Raw genomic sequence first — 17,875 nt, forward strand, 5'->3', positions numbered from 1 at the left:
AGAGTAGACAATAAATTCATTGTAAACTTTGGAATGTAGTGTGGCAGCATAAATAAAAAGGAAAGGAAACAAATTATGGGAATCGGCAAAAGAATATTAAATGTACTGATCGGACTGTTGTTTATCATAAGTGTAACGGTATTGGGATCAAGTTTTCTGGCAAAAAAGGTATTGGTGGATGCAATCAGTCAGGCAGGAGTTGATACTGCAATTTCACACCGGATGATGGATGCGGTATTCGGTTATGCAGGAGCGGATGATACGGAATGGATCGCAAAGATACAGAACAAGATCGAGAAAAACGGAGAAGTACAGGCAATTACACAAAAGGTCATGAACGAGATAACAGAGGATCTTTCCAGCGGAAAAGCGTACAAAGATGTAGATGTAACAAAAGAACTGAATCGGATTCTGGATGACAGTATGCAGGAAATTAAGGATACGAATCCGGAATTAAATGACGATATGCTGGCAATGATGAAACAGCAGTTGAAAGAGGAACTGGTTGATGTGCAGGATGTGCTGAACAGCTATGCTTCAAACCTGTATAATAATATGAACGATACCAGTACGGTGCAAGGAAAAGTTGCAAAGCTTTATACCATATTATTGTCTATGCCGTGCCGTGTGGCAGCGGGAGCAGCAATCCTGATTCTTGCGGTTCTGACGATTCTACTGGGCTATCCAAGATACAGAGGTCTCTTTTCACTTGGTGTAGAAGGTCTGATCTGCAGTGTTATCTTTGCGCCGGGAATCGGACTTATGGGAAATAAGGTACTCAGCTTACTGACGGACAGAATACTTGGACGTACGATTGATGTGAATCTGAAGGCATTCCTTTGGATGGGATGTATCTCTGCCGGAGCAGGAGTGGTATTCCTGCTTGCGGGGCTGATCGTGAGCTGGAAAGATGGCAGATAAAAATCCAAAATTCAAGGTTGAGAAAGAAGGTGACAGTGGATGTTAAAGGCATATAAATATAGAATATATCCAAATAATGAGCAGAAAATACAGATTGCAAAAACATTTGGCTGTTGCCGTTTTGTATATAATCAGACACTGGCATACCGGAAAGAAGTATATGAGAAAGAGAAAAAAACAGTTAGTAAAACCGACTGTAACAATTATTGCAATAGACAATTAAAGAAAGAGTATGAATGGCTGAAAGAAGTGGATAAATTTGCTCTGACAAATGCGATTTACAACATGGATGCTGCATACCAGAAGTTTTTCAAGGAACACGCAGGTTATCCGAAGTTTAAGAGTAAACACAATAATCATAAGTCATATACAACAAATTTTACGAATGGCAATATAACAGTAGATTTCGGGTGCAATAGAGTAAAATTGCCTAAATTAAAAAGAATAAAAGCAAAACTGCATAGAAATTTTATCGGACAGATAAAATTGGCAACGATATCACAAGTTCCGAGTGGAAAGTATTATGTATCAATTTTAGTGGAAACAGAACACGTGGAACTGCCACATATAAAACAAAATACAGGAATAGATTTAGGTATTAAGGAGTTATGTATTACTTCTGCTGGAAAGAAATACGAAAATCCAAAAATCATCAGAAAATACGAAAAGAAACTGGTGAAACTGCAAAGGCAGTTAGCCCATAAAGAGAAAAGAAGTCAAAATTACTACAAAACAAAGAAAAAGATAGCAATATGCCATGAAAAAATAACAAATACCAGAAAAGATTATCTGCACAAGATGTCCCATGAGATTATCAGCGAAAACCAAGTGATAGTTTCGGAAGATTTGCAGATAAAAAACATGGTAAAAAATCACCGTTTGTCAAAGTCTATAAGTGATGTATCATGGTATGAGCTGACAAGACAGTTAGAATATAAGGCAAAGTGGAATGGCAGGAAATATGTCAAAATAGACACATTCTATGCCAGTAGTCAGCTGTGTTCAGTCTGTGGATACCAAAACACAGAGACAAAAAATCTATCAGTAAGGGAATGGACATGTCCTGTCTGTGGAACAAATCATGACAGGGATATCAACGCAGCAAAAAATATACTGGAAGAAGGATTAAGACAAATAGCATAAAAATAACAATATAGGGCAGGGACTGCCCGAATTAACGCCTGTGGAGATAGTAGGTTACGAGGTCTGCGAAGCAGGAAGCCCATTGGCTTTAGACAATGGGTAGTTCACGAATAGGAGCTGATTCAAACATGGAAACACAACATATCATCCACAATTTCGAACCAATCTACAATGAACATTCCAAAATCCTGATGCTCGGAACTATGCCGTCTCCGAAATCCCGTGAAGTCGGCTTCTACTACGGCCATCCAAGAAACAGATTCTGGAAAGTTGCATCGGATGTCTGTGGAGAAGCATATCCGGAGACAAGAGAAGATAAGATTACATTTGCATTAAGAAATGGTATTGCAGTATGGGATGTGTTGGCGGGATGTGATATCAAAGGAGCAGATGACAGCAGTATCCGCAATCCACAGCCGAATGATATGAGCAGGATACTTGAATGTGCTGATATCAAAGCAATCTTCACGACGGGAACGAAAGCGTTCCAATTATATAAGAAGTTCTGTTATCCGAAGACTGGGATTATGGCAATCGGGTTACCATCCACCAGTCCGGCAAACTGCAGAACATCGTATGAGCAGCTCTATGAAGCATATTTTGAAATCAGAAAATATCTGGAATAAGGAGTCAGATATTTTCTGATTTCAAAGCAAGAGAGGATATAGTATAATGGACAATCTGGTGTTTAGTTTAAATGCAACAGTTCCCATTTTCTTAATGATGGTATTGGGACTGTTTTTCAATAAGATCGGGTGGATGGACGAAGAGTTTGCCAATAAGATGAACAAATTCGTCTTCCGGATACCACTGCCGGTATTATTATTTGGCGATCTGGCGGTCGTAGATATCAAGGAAGCGTGGGATACGAAATTCGTAATTTTCTGTTTTATTATTACATTGATCAGTATCACGATCGCAATTGGAATCTCCTGCCTGTTGAAAGACAGAAACATCCAGGGAGAATTTATCCAGGTGGCTTACCGGAGCAGTGCGGCGCTTCTGGGAATCGCATTTATTCAGAATATCTATGGTAATTCCGGACAGGCACCACTTATGATCATAGGAAGTGTACCGCTTTATAATATTATGGCGGTGGTTGTGCTGTCGTTTTTCAAACCGGGACAAAATGGTATGGATAAAGCACTGCTCAAGAAAACATTGACCGGTATCATTACGAATCCGATCATCATCGGTATTGCAGCAGGTCTGTTATGGTCAGCGCTGAAACTTCCGATGCCTGTGATCTTACATAAGGCGGTCAGCAGTATCGGCGGCGTAGCAACACCGATGGGACTGATGGCAATGGGAGCAACCTTTGATATTAAGAAAGCGTTTGGCAAGATCAAACCGACCGTGATCGCCGCATTTATCAAATTAGTGGGATTTGTAGCAGTGTTCATGCCGCTTGCGGTAGTAATCGGATTCAGGAGAGAGAAACTGATCGCAATCTTAGTCATGCTTGGTTCAGCAACTACGGTCAGCAGTTATGTCATGGCTAAGAATATGGGACATGAAGGTGTCGTGTCATCAAGTGTAGTTATGCTGACGACGATGTGCAGTGCATTTACGTTAACGGGATGGCTTTTCATTATGAAATGTTTCAGTCTGGTGTAACTCCTTAAGAGTTTCTGAAAAATCCCTAAAATCCTTGACAAATGGGGATTCGATGGCTATCATATTCAGTAGTTTATACGTAAAGGCATTGATGAAGAGGAGTACACGTAAGTTCGTCCATACCAGAGAGAGTGATCCATCGGCTGAGAGACACTTAAGGAATACGAGACGTAGGAAGGTAGCTTCGGAGCCGGATGAGTGAACCTGAGACATATGATAAGACGGTAGTAGTTCATCCCGGAGTCGTTCCCGTTAAAGAATAAGATGAGATATATGGGGAAGAGTTTTCCTGTATAATGAAGGTGGTACCGCGACTACAATCGCCCTTTACGTAATGTAAAGGGTTTTTTCATGTAATAAAAAAATGTGAAAAAAGTGTGAAATGAGGAGGAAACTATGAGCGAAAACCTGGAAAAGACTTACAATCCCAAAGCGATTGAAGCAAAGTTATATGAAAAATGGTGTGATAACAAATATTTCCACGCCGAAGTTGACAGAAGTAAGAAACCATTTACCACAGTAATGCCGCCGCCGAACATTACAGGTAAGCTTCACATGGGACATGCCCTTGATAATACACTGCAGGATATTCTGATCCGTTATAAGAGAATGCAGGGATACAATGCACTCTGGATTCCGGGAACAGACCATGCAGCTATCTCGACAGAAGTTAAGGTTACAAACCAGTTAAAAGAAGAAGGAATTGACAAGAAAGAATTAGGAAGAGAGAAATTCCTGGAAAGAACATGGCAGTGGAAAGAAGAATATGCCGGAACGATCGAGGGACAGCTTAAAAAATTAGGTGTATCCTGCGACTGGGACAGAGAGCGTTTTACAATGGACGAAGGATGTTCCAAGGCGGTAGAAGAAGTATTCATCAAATTATATAACGAAGGATATATTTACAAAGGTTCCAGAATCATCAACTGGTGTCCGGTATGTAAGACTTCTCTTTCTGATGCAGAAGTTGAACATGAGGAGCAGGACGGATTCTTCTGGCATATCAAGTATCCAATCGTTGGAACAGATGACTATCTGGAGATCGCAACGACACGTCCGGAGACATTGCTTGGAGATACTGCGATCGCAGTTCATCCGGATGATGAAAGATACAAAGACATCGTAGGAAAGATGTGTAAACTGCCTCTGACAGACAGAGAAATCCCAATCGTTGCCGATTACTATGTAGACAAAGAGTTCGGAACAGGTGCGGTTAAGATCACACCGGCACATGACCCGAACGACTTCGAAGTTGGAAAACGCCACAACCTGCCAGAAATCAATATCATGAACGATGATGCAACGATCAACGAACAGTACGGCGGAAAATATGCCGGAATGGACCGCTACGAAGCAAGAAAAGCGATGGTAGCTGATCTGGAAGAGCAGGGATACCTGGTAAAAGTGGTTCCACATTCACATAATGTAGGAACACATGACCGCTGCCACACAACCGTAGAGCCAATGATCAAGCAGCAGTGGTTCGTTAAGATGGAAGACCTTGCAAAACCAGCGATTGAAGCGATCAAGAACGGCGACTTAAGATTCGTTCCGGAACGTTTCAATAAGATCTACCTGCACTGGCTTGAGAATATCCGTGACTGGTGTATTTCCCGTCAGATCTGGTGGGGACACAGAATTCCGGCTTATTACTGCGACGAGTGTGGTGAAGTAGTAGTTGGACACGGCGCACCGGAGAAATGCCCGAAATGCGGATGCACACATTTTACACAGGATGAAGATACACTGGATACATGGTTCAGTTCAGCACTGTGGCCATTCTCAACACTCGGATGGCCGGATAAGACAGAGGATCTGGATTACTTCTATCCGACAGATGTTCTGGTAACAGGCTATGATATTATCTTCTTCTGGGTAATCCGTATGGTATTCTCAGGATATGCACATACTGGAAAAGCACCGTTCCATACAGTATTTATCCATGGTCTGGTCCGCGACTCACAGGGACGCAAGATGAGTAAATCCCTTGGAAATGGTATCGATCCGTTGGAGATCATCGATCAGTATGGTGCAGATGCACTTCGTATGACATTAATGACAGGTAATGCACCTGGTAATGATATGCGTTTCTATAATGAACGTGTAGAAGCAAGCCGTAACTTTGCAAATAAAGTATGGAATGCTTCCAGATTTATTATGATGAATCTGGGCGATAAAGAACTGAAAAAACCGGCTGACTTTACTGTCCGTCCGGCTGACAGATGGATCATGTCCAAGTGCAACAACCTTGTAAAAGATGTAACAGAAAATATGGACAAGTTCGAACTTGGTATCGCACTTTCCAAGATATACGACTTCATGTGGGATGAGTTCTGTGACTGGTACATTGAGATTGCAAAATACCGTATCTATCATGCAGAGGAAGATCCACAGGGGGCAAACGATGCATTATGGACATTAAAAGAAGTATTGAAAAAATCATTGAAACTGCTTCATCCATATATGCCGTTCGTTACAGAAGAAATATACAGCAAATTGGTACCGGAAGAAGAGTCACTGATGATGTCCGACTGGCCGGTATATGAAAAAGACTGGAACTTCCCAATTGCAGAGAATATTGTTGATCACTACAAAGAGATCATCCGCGGTATCCGTAACGTACGTGCAGAGATGAATGTTCCAAATTCAAGAAAAGCAACTGCTTATGTTGTATGTGAAGATGAACAGCTCGGATCAGGACTTGCAATGTTAAGTAATGCAGCTCAGAATATGGCAGCATTGAACAAACTGGTACTTCAGAAGACGACAGAAGGCATTGCGGAAGACGCAGTATCCATTGTAGTTCCGGATGCAACGGTATATCTTCCACTGGAAGAGCTGATCGACTTTGAACAGGAGATCGAACGTCTGACAAAAGAAGAGGAAAGACTGACAAAAGAGATCGCACGTTCAAACGGAATGCTGAACAACGAAAAATTTGTAAGTAAAGCACCGGCTGCAAAGGTTCAGGAAGAAAGAGAAAAACTGGAAACTTATCAGCAGATGATGGCTCAGGTAAAAGAAAGACTGGAAGGATTAAAAGCAAAACAGTCTTAAGCGAAGAAAATTGTAAATCTTAAAACCTATAGACAACCATATATTTCCGCAGTTATCAGTAACAGGATAGCTGCGGATTAGATATCAAAGGGGATTATATGAAAAAATTTCAGTTAAAGAAACCGGATATCAAGGGAAAAATCCGCAAAATAAGAAATTTGAAGAAAGAGGATGTTATTGCATACTGGAAAGGCAGACATGAACGACGCGAGAGAATACTGGAAGCAAGACGTAACAGTGCATTTGCAAAGAAGATGCAGCCGGTCTATGCATTCATGAACCGATTCTCTTTGATATTTCATGCACTGCTTGCGTGCATCATTAACTTTACAATAGAAGCAATTTCCAGGCATTCGCTCGCTGCTGCCTGGAACTATATGACAGGAACACCGTTGGTATTTTTGTACAATGCGTTTATGATCTTCGTAACCTTTTCTATTGTATATCTGTTTAAGCGAAGGATATTTGTCCGTATCATTATCAGCGCATTGTGGATTATCCTCGGAATTGCCAATGGATATATCCTGCTAAAGAGGGTTACACCGTTTAATGCACAGGATCTTAAGATCGCAGGAGACGGAATCGCGCTGATCAATAACTATTGTAATGGCTTTGAAGTCGTTGTGATCGCTATCGGAGCAGCTGCGCTTGTGGTCTGGCTGGTTTCGATGTGGAGACGCGGCGGACAGTATACAGGAAAGGTACACCACGTAGCATCGCTGCTGGGAATTGTTGTGTGCTGCATACTTTACACATTTGTCACGAATGCAGCAATAGACAAAAGAGTAGTATCTACGTATTTTGGAAATATTGCATTTGCCTATGAAGATTACGGTCTTCCATATTGTTTTTCGGCGAGTCTGTTCAATACCGGAATCAGTGAGCCAAACGGGTACACAAAGAAAAAAATGGCAAAGATCAATAAAAACGGAGAGCTGAATAAGAGCACAACAAGCCGTTCTTCCGATGAACTTCCGAATATTATTGTAGTACAGCTGGAGTCATATTTTGATGTGGCAAATGCAGAGTTCTTTACCACATCTGAAGATGCGTGTCCAAACCTGCATAATTTATACCAGAATTATTCATCCGGATATTTCAAGGTACCGTCGGTGGGAGCCGGTACGGCAAATACAGAGTTTGAAGTACTGACAGGAATGAATCTCCGTTACTTCGGACCGGGAGAATATCCATATAAGACATACTCGAAGAAACATCCGACAGAGAGTGCTGCAACCGCACTTTCCGCACTTGGATACGGGACACATGCATTGCATGATAATACAGGTAATTTCTATAGCCGTGCCAATGTCTTTAACAATATGGGATTTGATACATTTACCAGTAAGGAGTTCATGAATGTCCTTCAGACGACAGAGAACGGCTGGGCGAAGGATGAGATCCTGACACAGCATATCATGGAAGCCATGGATACATCAGATCAGGAAGACTTTGTATTCACTGTCAGTGTTCAGGGACATGGAAACTATCCGGAGACGCAGGTGATCGAAAATCCAAAGATCAAGGTTGAAGGAATTGAAGATGAAGCATTAAAAAATAAATGGGAATATTATGTGAATCAGGTCTATGAGATGGATCAGTTTGTTGGTGATCTGATCAAGGCAGTGGAAGCAAGAAAGGAACCGTCTGTAGTTGTATTTTATGGGGATCATCTTCCAACCATGGGACTGAAAGCAGAAGACTTAAAGAGCCGTTATTTATATAATACAAATTATGTGATCTGGGACAATGTCGGACTTCAGAAACAGGACAAGAATATTCCTGCTTACCAGCTGATGTCAGAGATCCTGAACAGACTGGATATTCATTCCGGTACAGTGTTCAATTATCATCAGCAGAGAAAAGGAACGAAGAATTATCTTTCAGACCTGGAACTTTTGCAGTATGATATCCTGTATGGAAAGCAGTACGTTTATAACAATCATCCTCCGATCACGGAAGGGCATATGGTAATGGGAATCCGTGATGTGTCATTGAGCAGTATTGTTCCGCAGCTTAGCAGCGGATATAGTCTGTACGGCGAGAACTTTACAAAATACAGCCGCGTATATGTGAATGGAGAAAAGCAGAAGAGCAGTTTCCTGAATAATACACGTATTAATCTATCAGAGACAGAATTGCAAGACGGAGATGTAATACAGGTCGGACAGGTTGGTTCCAGTGATACAATCTTCCGGATGTCCGATAAATATATTTATCAGAACGGACAGCTTGTAAAACAGGAAGGTACAGCAACCGATAAGAACAAATCTTGGGTGGATCAGGAATATGATGTTAAATAAAAAAGAACCAGAAGTGTTCACATATGAAGAGGCAGCCGCATATATCGAAGAAATTCCGAAATTTACAAAAAAACATACGCTGGAGCACACAAAATTGTTTTTAAAAAGATTAGGGAATCCGGCAGTGGACAGGAAAATCGTCCACGTTGCCGGAACCAATGGAAAAGGGTCTGTATGTGCATACTTACAGGCCATACTTATGGCAGAGGGGAAGAGAACCGGGTTCTTTACATCCCCTCATCTTGTATCTGTAAATGAAAGGATACGGATGGATAATGTACAGATAGATAATAAGACATTTCTTGAAGTATTCCGCAAGGTTTTAAAAACAGTCCGCCGGATGGTGGAAGATGGAATCGAACATCCGTCTTATTTTGAATTTTTATTCGGAATGGGGATGACTGCATTTGCAGAAACAGATGTAGAATATATTATCCTGGAGACCGGACTGGGCGGAAGACTGGATGCAACAAATGCGGTTGAGAAGCCGGCACTGTCCATCATTACGTCTATCAGTCTGGATCATACGGCGATTCTTGGTGATACGATCAGGAAGATCGCCGTTGAAAAAGCCGGAATCATTAAGCCAAAAGTTCCGGTATTCTTTGACGGAAGTAATAAAGAAGCGGCAGAAGTAATCCGGACAAAGGGAGAAGAACTGGGCGTATATTGTAGAGAAGTCACGAATCATGCGTATGAAATCCGGGAAGTTCACCGGAAATATATTGCATTTTCCAGACGGAGTGCGTATGATAAAGATGTTATCTTTCAGGTGCCGATGTGCGGATGCTATCAGGCGATGAATGCAGAACTTGCACTGGAAGCGTCGGAATATCTGCTTGCGGGAGAAGAGATACATATGGACCGGTGGAAACAGGTACTTGCACAGCTTCACTGGGAAGGACGTATGGAACGGATCGGAGCACATATCACGGTAGACGGTGCGCATAATCCGGGTGCAATGCAGGCGTTTGTAGAAAGCGTAAAGGCACTGGATGAGTCTGAACGCGGTGAGATGATATTATTATTTTCCGCAGTATCGGATAAGAAGTACGATGAGATGATAGAATACCTGTGCGGGAATCTGGATGTGAAAGCATATATCGTCACACAGATCGAAGACGAGAGAGGTGTTCCGGTTGAGGAACTTGCAGATATCTTCCGCCGGTATACAGACAGACCGGTGTATTGTAAAGAACGATTGGAAGATGCCGTCAGAGCGGCACTGGATAAACGGGGGGAGTCAGGAGAGATATACTGTCTTGGTTCATTATACCTTGTAGGGATGATAAAAAAGTTACTGGCAGGAGGTGCCATAGATGCTTGATTTTGAAGAAGAATTAAAGAAATTCCAGCCTAGTCTGGAAGTAGAGGAACTGGGAGATGCGATTTACCAGGATGATCTGACAGATATGACAGATCTTTTAAGAGAAGTGATCGAACAGACGAAGCAGGACGATCCACAGTAAACTGCGGCAAAGAAAAGCGGTTACAGTTCACAGGGAAGAATTCCGGAATGGAAAGTCTCAGCGCTGTATGAACAGTAACGGAAATATAGAGGGAAGTATATGGATTATACAACAAAATTGGCGTATCAGTCGAACTACTGGTATAATGACGGGCTTAAAAGAGCGAACATCCGGGATCTGACCGGAGCAATCACATCGCTGAAAAAGAGTTTACAATATAACAGAGATAACATCGCATCGAGAAATCTTCTGGGACTTGTCTATTACGGAAGAGGTGATGTGGTAGAAGCACTGACGGAATGGGTGTTAAGCAAGAATCTCCAGCCGAAAGAGAACATTGCCAATTATTATATTATAAAGATAAAAGAGAAAAAAGACGAGTTGGATCAGATCAATCAGGCAATCAAAAGATACAATCAGGCACTGGATTACTGTTATCAGCGCTGTGAGGATCTGGCTGTACTCCAGCTTAAGAAAGCAATTGAGATGCATCCGACATATGTGAAAGCATATCAGCTTCTGGCACTGCTTTACATTATGGATGAACAGTATTCTGAGGCGAGAAAGAATATCCGGATCGCACACAAGCTGGACAAGACAGATGATATCACCATGCGTTATATGCATGAACTGAATCAGGTGCGGAAGTCAAGGAATGTGCGCCTGGTCGATGATAAAGATACAGGAAAGAAGAAAAAAAGAAGACAGACGGTAACTTATAATATCGGAAATGAAACGATCATCCAGCCTGTCGCATCCGGTCTTAAGGATAATGTCGGATTGCACACAATGATAAATATTGCAATTGGTGTAGCTGTCGGAGTTGCGGTTATGGCTTTCCTGGTCATGCCGGCAGTATCTGCATCCAGACAGAGCAAGGTGAACAAGCAGACGGTGAAGTTCAGTGATCAGATTGCGACGCAGAAGTCACAGATCAGTGCACTGAAAAAAGAACTGGAAACATACCGTACAGATACCAAAGCTGCAGAGGAACAGAAACAGACTGCGGAGGTAACAAAGTCAAGTTATGAGTCACTGATGACGGTTGTATCGCATTATTCAACCGGAGATATGAGTAATTCTGCGCTGGCAGAAGAACTGCTGAAGATTAATGCAGGTACACTTGGCACATCCGGAAAAGAAGAATATGACAGTCTGACAGAGAAGATTTATCCAAAAGTCTGTGAAAGCCTGTATGCAACATCCCAGAAGAATTATCAAGTGGCAAATTATGATACGGCGGTAACAAATCTGGAGCAGGTGGTACAGATGGATGAGGGATACCAGGACGGAGAGGCCATGCTTTTGCTTGCGCAGTCTTATGAAAAACAGGGTGAGCAGGATAAGGCGAATGCGTATTATCAGAAGATCATAGAAGCGCATGAGGGAACACAGGCTGCGACCGATGCACAGGAAGCACTTGATACGCAGAATGCACAGAAGAGTAAAAAGAATAATAACTAGGATATGGATTGTCCTGGTATAGAAATGGCAGAAATACAAAAAGAGAAGGATATACACGTAAGAGGTGTATGTCCTTTTTTGGTTTATGCACTATGCAAAATAATAGAAAGATGTAAATGGGGAGTTATAACATGAAGTATCAGGTACAGGAGAATTATCTGACTATATTTTTACCGGGGGAACTGGATCATCACAATGCGGAAGAGATAAGAAAGGAATCCGATCATCTGATTGAACATAATCATATCCGGTATGTGATTTTTGATTTTGCAGATACGAAATTCTGTGACAGTTCGGGAATCGGAGTGATCATGGGACGTTACCGTAAAATCTATATGCTGGGCGGCGAAGTCTGTGCGGTACATACCAGCGAACGGATCCGTAAGATCCTGACTATGTCAGGGGTAACAAAAATCATGCAGATATATGAGGAGGAGAAATAAAATGGAAAATACCAATGAAATGCAGATTATTTTTGACAGTTATTCCTCGAATGAATCATTTGCCAGAGTTGCCGTTGCAGCATTTATGACATCACTGAATCCGACAGTTGAGGAAGTTGCAGATGTAAAAACGGCTGTGTCGGAGGCTGTGACGAATGCGGTGATTCATGGCTATGAATGCCGGGTGGAGAAGATATTCCTCCGATGTACAACCTGTGAAGACACATTGGAGATAGAAGTGGAAGACCATGGAAAAGGAATCGAAGATGTGACAAAAGCGATGGAGCCGTTATTTACCACCAGGCCGGAGCTTGACCGGTCAGGAATGGGATTTTCTTTTATGACAGCATTCATGGATCAGGTTGAAGTGAGTTCCGAACCGGGAAAAGGAACTATTGTGAAAATGAAAAAGACAATCGGAAAAGGACGAAAGATATGGACCACACAATCGCTTTAATTCAGAAATCTCACGAAGGGGATGACGAAGCAAGAGCACAGATTGTGGAGGAAAATACAGGACTGGTCTGGTGTATCGTAAGACGCTTTGCAGGGCGCGGAACAGAAATGGAAGACCTGTTCCAGATCGGAACGATCGGACTGCTGAAAGCAATTGACAAGTTCGATCTTAGTTTTGAAGTGAAATTCTCAACTTATGCAGTTCCGCTGATCAGCGGTGAAATCAAGCGGTTCCTGAGAGATGACGGAATGATCAAGGTCAGCCGTTCACTGAAAGAACTGTCATACAAAGCGTATCAGACGCAGGAAAGGCTCGGAAAAGAGCTGGGAAGAGAGCCGTCGGTTGCAGAGATTGCAGAAGAGTTAAAGGTCGCACCGGAAGAGTTGACGATGGCAATGGATGCATGTACGGATGTGGAATCACTGCACAGACCTGTCTGTAAAAAAGAAGGACAGGAAATGTCATTGATGGAGAAAGTCGGTCAGGCTGATGCGGCAGAAGAAAGAGTTGTAGATCATCTGCTATTGAAAGAACTGCTGAAAAATCTGGATAAGGACGAGAGAAAGCTGATCTATCTACGATATTTTTCGGAAAAGACACAGACACAGGTAGGAAAAGAACTTGGAATTTCACAGGTTCAGGTATCCAGAATGGAAAAGAAGATATTAAAAAATTTAAGAGAGAAGTTATAACAGGCACGTCAAGGATCGATTCTATGTATGGAATCCATGCATAGAATTGTCAGAATCCGGCATACTAACTCATGAGATCCGGTAAAAGAAAGCATGGGAAGAAAGGGTGAGAATGTTGGAAGAAGGCAGAAAGAAGATCAGGATGTGCCTGATCTTTGTTATTACAGCAGCAGTGATCATAGGATTTATTTATTATTTTCATGATGTAAAAGGCAGTCACGGAGTAAATGAAGGAACGTTGGTAAAGAAGACGGTATACTATCAGGATGAAAAAACGGAGGTGAAGAAAGATGGCAGGGAAGGCAGGCACTGTATATATAAAGGCAGACCGGAATGTTGAGGTGGCAAAGACATCCGTGATGATCGGTGATGTGCTGAAGATAGAGTGTACAGACCCGGCAATGCTTGCCAGGATCCGGAGCATTCATCTGCTGACCTTTCATCATCCGGATGATAAGAGACAGCGTAGGACAGTGGTATCACTTCTGAAAGTGATACAGAAGATCCATGAGATATATCCGGATGCAGCAGTAGAAAATATCGGAGAAACGGATTTTATCGTGACGTATGAGGAACAGGATGGAAAAGGCGGGATCATCCATGGCGTTAAGATTGTGGCTGTAGTACTGATCAGTTTCTTTGGCGCAGCATTTTCAACAATGGCATTCAATAATGATGTAGGTGTGACCAGAATGTTTGGACAGGTATATGAACTTTTAACCGGTACAAAGTCAGATGGATTTACAATCCTGGAGTTCACATACTGTATTGGTATTGTGATAGGAATTCTGACATTCTTCAATCATTTCGGAAAAAAACGATTGTCGGTAGATCCGACACCGATGGAGGTGGAGATGCGTCTTTACGAGAATGATATACAGACAACGCTGGTAGAGACATATTCCAGAAAGGAGAAAGAACTGGATGTTGGCGAAAAACATATGTCTGGCACTACTGGGATTTAGTGCAGGGATTACGGCGGCAGGCGGACTTTTTTCTTTTATCATAGGCCTGGGTGTGATATCGGACTTTGCCGACCGGACACATACAGGAGAACAGGTTATGTTATATGAAGATGCGGTTGCAGCCGGAGGAAGCCTGGGCGCCGTTATTTCTGTGTATCATCCGGCGGTTCCGTTCGCAGGCTGTCTGCTTCCGGTCATGGGACTGTTCGGAGGAATCTTTGTGGGCTGCTGGGCAATGGCTTTGACGGAAATGCTGGATCTGTTTCCAATCTTTATCCGGAGAATCCGTATGGTAAGAGGGATTGCAGCGGTGATGATTGGAATCGCATTTGGAAAAGGTCTGGGCGCATTATTGTTTTTCTGGAAGAGGTGGTGATGATATGGAGAAGAAAAAACAACAACAGTCATATGAAAATTATGTCAGGCAGAAAACACCGGTGCATAATCTGCCGGTAAATATGGCGAAAGCATTCGTTACAGGCGGTGCCATCTGTGTGATCGGGCAAGGCATTCTGAATATCTGCGAGAAAGCGGGACTGGGCAGGGATATGAGTGGAAGCTGGTGTTCGATGCTTCTGGTGCTTCTGAGTGCAGTGCTTACCGGATGCAATCTGTATCCGCAGATCGCAAAGTAGGGCGGTGCAGGAGCGCTGGTACCGATTACGGGATTTGCCAATTCAGTGGCAGCACCGGCGATTGAATACAAGAAAGAAGGACAGGTTATAGGAATCGGGTGCAAGATATTTACCATTGCCGGACCGGTGATCCTGTATGGGATATTTACAAGCTGGCTGCTTGGACTGTTCTATTGGCTGCTAAAAGTGGCAGGAGTTGCAGGATAATCTGTATGGAAATATAGCAGGAGGATATAAGAATATGATAAAAGGAAAGCAGAGTATAGCATTTAAGGCATCTCCGTATATTGAGGAAAGTGCATCTGTCATCGGTAAGAAAGAGGGGGAAGGACCACTTGGCAGCAGGTTTGATATGGTGGGTCTGGATGATATGTTCGGGGAGGACACCTGGGAAAAAGCGGAAAGCAGTATGCAGAAAGAAGCCTGTCAGCTGGCACTTGGTAAAGCACATCTGACGGCAGGAGCCATTCGGTATCTGTTCGGAGGCGATCTGCTAAGGCAGGGAGTGGCAACATCACTTGGAGTTGAACAGCTGCAGATACCGATGTTTGGTCTGTACGGTGCATGTTCAACGTCAGGGGAGGCACTCGCCCTGGCATCGATGTGTGTGGCGGCAGGATACGGAGAGCGGATGCTCGTAGTGACATCCAGCCATTTCGGAAGTGCAGAAAAGGAATTCCGTTTTCCGCTCAGTTATGCGAATCAGAGACCGCTGTCTGCACAATGGACGGTGACCGGAAGTGGAGCATTTATTGTTGGAAAGAACAGGAGTCATGTGAGGATCACCGGAGTGACGGTCGGTAAGATTGTGGATTATGGCTTGAAGGATTCGCAGAATATGGGCGCATGTATGGCTCCGGCAGCCTGCGATACGATCATCCAGAATCTGGAAGATTTTGAAAGAAAAGAAGAAGATTATGACCGGATCATTACCGGAGATCTCGGATATGTGGGACAGAGTATATTATTTGATCTTATGCGGGAAAAAGAATACGATATCAAAGAAAGACATATGGATTGTGGGATGACAATATTTGATCAGAGCAGGCAGGATACCCATGCGGGAGGAAGTGGCTGCGGATGTGCTGCAGCAACGTTATCGGCGTATATCCTGCCTGCCATTGCAAGCGGTGAGTGGAAGAGGGTACTGTTCGTTCCGACAGGAGCACTGATGTCGACGGTCAGTTACAATGAGGGAGCAAGTGTTCCGGGAATTGCACATGGAATCGTGCTGGAACACTGTTAGACAAAAACATACAGGGAGGAAACATAATATGGATTATATCAATGCATTCTGGGTGGGAGGTCTGATCTGTGCACTGACACAGATATTGCTGGACCGGACAAAGCTGATGCCGGGAAGGATTATGGTGCTTTTGGTGTGCAGCGGCTCTGTATTAGGAGCACTGAAGATATATCCGGTGATTCAGGAATATGCAGGAGCCGGTGCCAGCGTACCATTATTGGGATTCGGTAATCTTTTGTGGAAAGGTGTCAAAGAAGCTGTAGATAAAGAAGGATTCATCGGGATATTTATGGGCGGATTTAAGGCAAGTGCCGTTGGAATATCTGCAGCACTTATCTTTGGCTATCTGGCATCGCTTGTCTTTGAGCCGAAGATGAAGAAATAATGTTCAAAGGTAGTTCATGTATTATAATAAAACTCCCGCAGAAGCTGTCAGAGTGGTAGTCCCGGCGGGAGTATTTATACTAAAATATGCAAGAGAAACTGCCGGTGGCAGATCCTCTGCATTGCTACCTGATCAGATGATCGAGAAAACCGCAAGGAGTTCGTTATCTCTGAATACAGGGGAATTAAGCAAGTTCTTCACCTGTGATCATCTTGTAGCACTGAAGATATTTGTCAATTGTTTTCTGGACAATATCATCCGGAAGGTTCCAGTCATTATCCGGGTGAGAAGTCAGCCAGTCACGTGCAAACTGTTTGTCGAACGACGGCTGTCCGTGTCCCGGTTCATAACCTTCTACAGGCCAGAAACGGGAGCTGTCCGGTGTCAGCATCTCATCACCGATAACCATATTACCATTTTCATCAAGACCAAATTCGAATTTGGTATCTGCGATAATGATACCACGGCTTAATGCATAGTCTGCACATTTTTTATAGAGAGCGATCGTACAGTCACGAAGCTTGGCTGCATATTCTTCGCCTTTACCAGGGAAATATTTCTCAAGGTGGGCAATGCTCTGCTCGTAAGAAATATTTTCATCATGATCTCCGATCTCAGCTTTTGTGGATGGTGTATAGATTGGCTCTGGAAGCTTATCCGATTCTTTTAATCCTTCCGGAAGTTTGATGCCGCATACAGTACCATTCTCCTGATAACTCTTCCATCCGCTTCCTGTGATGTAACCACGTACGATACATTCGATTGGAAGCATCTCAAGCTTTTTGCACATCATGCTGTTACCGTCATATTCTGGTTTCTGGAAGAATTCAGGCATATCTTTCACATCAGTAGAGATCATGTGGTTTGGAAGAATGTCTTTTGTCAGGTCGAACCAGAATTTAGACATCTGCGTCAGAACAGTTCCTTTCTTGGAAACAATATTCTTAAGAATTACGTCAAAACAACTGATACGATCAGTGGCAACCATAATCAGGCTGTCTCCGTTATCATAAATTTCACGGACTTTACCTTCTTTTATTGGTTTCATAACAATACCTCGCTTATTTATTATTTTTTT

Annotated in this window: 18 protein-coding genes, 1 pseudogene and 1 other annotated feature; of the genes and pseudogenes, 18 read left to right on the top strand and 1 reads right to left on the bottom strand. The window is 42.9% G+C overall.

Going from position 1 to position 17,875, the window contains the following annotated elements; genetic code table 11:
• The first annotated feature begins 75 nt into the window (after window positions 1-75).
• From NKF87_RS01975 to spoVAE, 18 genes and pseudogenes are all read left to right on the top strand, one after another.
• A complete protein-coding gene (locus tag NKF87_RS01975) occupies window positions 76-921 on the top strand; it encodes a hypothetical protein (RefSeq protein ID WP_253583876.1) in 846 nt (281 codons plus the stop codon).
• A gap of 39 nt (window positions 922-960) precedes the next feature.
• Complete coding sequence (tnpB, locus tag NKF87_RS01980; RefSeq protein WP_253583878.1) at window positions 961-2,064, top strand: IS200/IS605 family element RNA-guided endonuclease TnpB; 1,104 nt, start codon at window positions 961-963, stop codon at window positions 2,062-2,064.
• A gap of 128 nt (window positions 2,065-2,192) precedes the next feature.
• On the top strand, window positions 2,193-2,690 hold the full coding sequence (locus NKF87_RS01985; protein WP_253583880.1) for a DNA-deoxyinosine glycosylase: 498 nt from the start codon (window positions 2,193-2,195) through the stop codon (window positions 2,688-2,690).
• A 46-nt stretch (window positions 2,691-2,736) separates the two neighbouring features.
• Window positions 2,737-3,681 carry an AEC family transporter gene (locus NKF87_RS01990; RefSeq protein ID WP_253583882.1) on the top strand — a complete coding sequence of 315 codons (945 nt, stop codon included), beginning with the start codon at window positions 2,737-2,739 and terminating at the stop codon, window positions 3,679-3,681.
• Window positions 3,682-3,760: 79 nt separating this feature from the next.
• Window positions 3,761-4,012, top strand: a binding site (T-box leader).
• Window positions 4,013-4,077: 65 nt separating this feature from the next.
• Window positions 4,078-6,738, top strand: coding sequence for a valine--tRNA ligase (locus tag NKF87_RS01995; RefSeq protein WP_117598463.1), 2,661 nt, complete (start codon window positions 4,078-4,080; stop codon window positions 6,736-6,738).
• A 98-nt stretch (window positions 6,739-6,836) separates the two neighbouring features.
• Window positions 6,837-9,041, top strand: a complete 2,205-nt coding sequence (locus NKF87_RS02000; protein WP_118378608.1) for an LTA synthase family protein — start codon at window positions 6,837-6,839, stop codon at window positions 9,039-9,041.
• Window positions 9,028-10,368, top strand: coding sequence for a bifunctional folylpolyglutamate synthase/dihydrofolate synthase (locus NKF87_RS02005; RefSeq protein ID WP_253583883.1), 1,341 nt, complete (start codon window positions 9,028-9,030; stop codon window positions 10,366-10,368). The genes NKF87_RS02000 and NKF87_RS02005 overlap by 14 nt, the downstream gene beginning before the upstream one ends.
• Complete coding sequence (locus NKF87_RS02010; protein ID WP_006428236.1) at window positions 10,361-10,510, top strand: hypothetical protein; 150 nt, start codon at window positions 10,361-10,363, stop codon at window positions 10,508-10,510. The genes NKF87_RS02005 and NKF87_RS02010 overlap by 8 nt, the downstream gene beginning before the upstream one ends.
• Window positions 10,511-10,609: 99 nt before the next feature.
• A complete protein-coding gene (locus tag NKF87_RS02015; protein ID WP_253583885.1) occupies window positions 10,610-11,974 on the top strand; it encodes a tetratricopeptide repeat protein in 1,365 nt (454 codons plus the stop codon).
• A 131-nt stretch (window positions 11,975-12,105) separates the two neighbouring features.
• The gene (gene spoIIAA, locus NKF87_RS02020; protein WP_055282902.1) at window positions 12,106-12,417 is read left to right on the top strand and encodes an anti-sigma F factor antagonist; all 312 of its coding nucleotides are present in this window, start codon (window positions 12,106-12,108) and stop codon (window positions 12,415-12,417) included.
• 1 nt (window position 12,418) lies between these two features.
• Window positions 12,419-12,874, top strand: coding sequence for an anti-sigma F factor (gene spoIIAB, locus NKF87_RS02025; protein ID WP_028087131.1), 456 nt, complete (start codon window positions 12,419-12,421; stop codon window positions 12,872-12,874).
• Complete coding sequence (locus NKF87_RS02030) at window positions 12,853-13,566, top strand: SigF/SigG family RNA polymerase sporulation sigma factor (RefSeq protein WP_253583887.1); 714 nt, start codon at window positions 12,853-12,855, stop codon at window positions 13,564-13,566. The genes spoIIAB and NKF87_RS02030 overlap by 22 nt, the downstream gene beginning before the upstream one ends.
• A 112-nt stretch (window positions 13,567-13,678) precedes the next feature.
• The gene (locus NKF87_RS02035) at window positions 13,679-13,906 is read left to right on the top strand and encodes a hypothetical protein (protein WP_044924819.1); all 228 of its coding nucleotides are present in this window, start codon (window positions 13,679-13,681) and stop codon (window positions 13,904-13,906) included.
• Window positions 13,857-14,531, top strand: a complete 675-nt coding sequence (locus NKF87_RS02040; protein ID WP_028087133.1) for a stage V sporulation protein AA — start codon at window positions 13,857-13,859, stop codon at window positions 14,529-14,531. Before NKF87_RS02035 ends, NKF87_RS02040 begins: the two co-directional genes overlap by 50 nt.
• The gene (locus NKF87_RS02045) at window positions 14,491-14,907 is read left to right on the top strand and encodes a stage V sporulation protein AB (protein ID WP_028087134.1); all 417 of its coding nucleotides are present in this window, start codon (window positions 14,491-14,493) and stop codon (window positions 14,905-14,907) included. Before NKF87_RS02040 ends, NKF87_RS02045 begins: the two co-directional genes overlap by 41 nt.
• A 4-nt stretch (window positions 14,908-14,911) precedes the next feature.
• Window positions 14,912-15,373 (top strand): annotated as a pseudogene (locus NKF87_RS02050) (SpoVA/SpoVAEb family sporulation membrane protein).
• Between the two features lie 34 nt (window positions 15,374-15,407).
• Window positions 15,408-16,412: a stage V sporulation protein AD gene (locus tag NKF87_RS02055; RefSeq protein WP_253583888.1), complete on the top strand. Its 1,005-nt coding sequence runs from the start codon at window positions 15,408-15,410 to the stop codon at window positions 16,410-16,412.
• Between the two features lie 28 nt (window positions 16,413-16,440).
• Window positions 16,441-16,797 carry a stage V sporulation protein AE gene (gene spoVAE / locus NKF87_RS02060; RefSeq protein WP_028087137.1) on the top strand — a complete coding sequence of 119 codons (357 nt, stop codon included), beginning with the start codon at window positions 16,441-16,443 and terminating at the stop codon, window positions 16,795-16,797.
• A gap of 184 nt (window positions 16,798-16,981) precedes the next feature.
• Here the strand turns inward: spoVAE and NKF87_RS02065 are convergent, their stop codons facing one another.
• A complete protein-coding gene (locus tag NKF87_RS02065) occupies window positions 16,982-17,845 on the bottom strand; it encodes a phosphoribosylaminoimidazolesuccinocarboxamide synthase (protein ID WP_022415882.1) in 864 nt (287 codons plus the stop codon).
• Window positions 17,846-17,875 lie beyond the last annotated feature (30 nt).

The organism is Dorea longicatena (assembly GCF_024168045.1).
GTDB lineage: Bacteria > Bacillota > Clostridia > Lachnospirales > Lachnospiraceae > Dorea_A.

Excerpts from the sequence above, each read along its gene's own strand:
- spoIIAA (WP_055282902.1), top strand. The coding sequence starts at position 12,106 with ATGAAGTATCAGGTACAGGAGAATTATCTGACTATATTTTTACCGGGG.
- NKF87_RS02040 (WP_028087133.1), top strand. The coding sequence starts at position 13,857 with ATGGCAGGGAAGGCAGGCACTGTATATATAAAGGCAGACCGGAATGTT.
- NKF87_RS01995 (WP_117598463.1), top strand. The coding sequence starts at position 4,078 with ATGAGCGAAAACCTGGAAAAGACTTACAATCCCAAAGCGATTGAAGCA.
- NKF87_RS02000 (WP_118378608.1), top strand. The coding sequence starts at position 6,837 with ATGAAAAAATTTCAGTTAAAGAAACCGGATATCAAGGGAAAAATCCGC.
- NKF87_RS02010 (WP_006428236.1), top strand. The coding sequence starts at position 10,361 with ATGCTTGATTTTGAAGAAGAATTAAAGAAATTCCAGCCTAGTCTGGAA.
- spoIIAB (WP_028087131.1), top strand. The coding sequence starts at position 12,419 with ATGGAAAATACCAATGAAATGCAGATTATTTTTGACAGTTATTCCTCG.
- NKF87_RS02035 (WP_044924819.1), top strand. The coding sequence starts at position 13,679 with ATGTTGGAAGAAGGCAGAAAGAAGATCAGGATGTGCCTGATCTTTGTT.
- NKF87_RS02005 (WP_253583883.1), top strand. The coding sequence starts at position 9,028 with ATGATGTTAAATAAAAAAGAACCAGAAGTGTTCACATATGAAGAGGCA.
- NKF87_RS01990 (WP_253583882.1), top strand. The coding sequence starts at position 2,737 with ATGGACAATCTGGTGTTTAGTTTAAATGCAACAGTTCCCATTTTCTTA.
- NKF87_RS02055 (WP_253583888.1), top strand. The coding sequence starts at position 15,408 with ATGATAAAAGGAAAGCAGAGTATAGCATTTAAGGCATCTCCGTATATT.
- NKF87_RS02065 (WP_022415882.1), bottom strand. The coding sequence starts at position 17,845 with ATGAAACCAATAAAAGAAGGTAAAGTCCGTGAAATTTATGATAACGGA.
- tnpB (WP_253583878.1), top strand. The coding sequence starts at position 961 with ATGTTAAAGGCATATAAATATAGAATATATCCAAATAATGAGCAGAAA.
- NKF87_RS02045 (WP_028087134.1), top strand. The coding sequence starts at position 14,491 with ATGTTGGCGAAAAACATATGTCTGGCACTACTGGGATTTAGTGCAGGG.
- NKF87_RS01975 (WP_253583876.1), top strand. The coding sequence starts at position 76 with ATGGGAATCGGCAAAAGAATATTAAATGTACTGATCGGACTGTTGTTT.
- NKF87_RS02030 (WP_253583887.1), top strand. The coding sequence starts at position 12,853 with ATGGACCACACAATCGCTTTAATTCAGAAATCTCACGAAGGGGATGAC.
- NKF87_RS02015 (WP_253583885.1), top strand. The coding sequence starts at position 10,610 with ATGGATTATACAACAAAATTGGCGTATCAGTCGAACTACTGGTATAAT.
- spoVAE (WP_028087137.1), top strand. The coding sequence starts at position 16,441 with ATGGATTATATCAATGCATTCTGGGTGGGAGGTCTGATCTGTGCACTG.
- NKF87_RS01985 (WP_253583880.1), top strand. The coding sequence starts at position 2,193 with ATGGAAACACAACATATCATCCACAATTTCGAACCAATCTACAATGAA.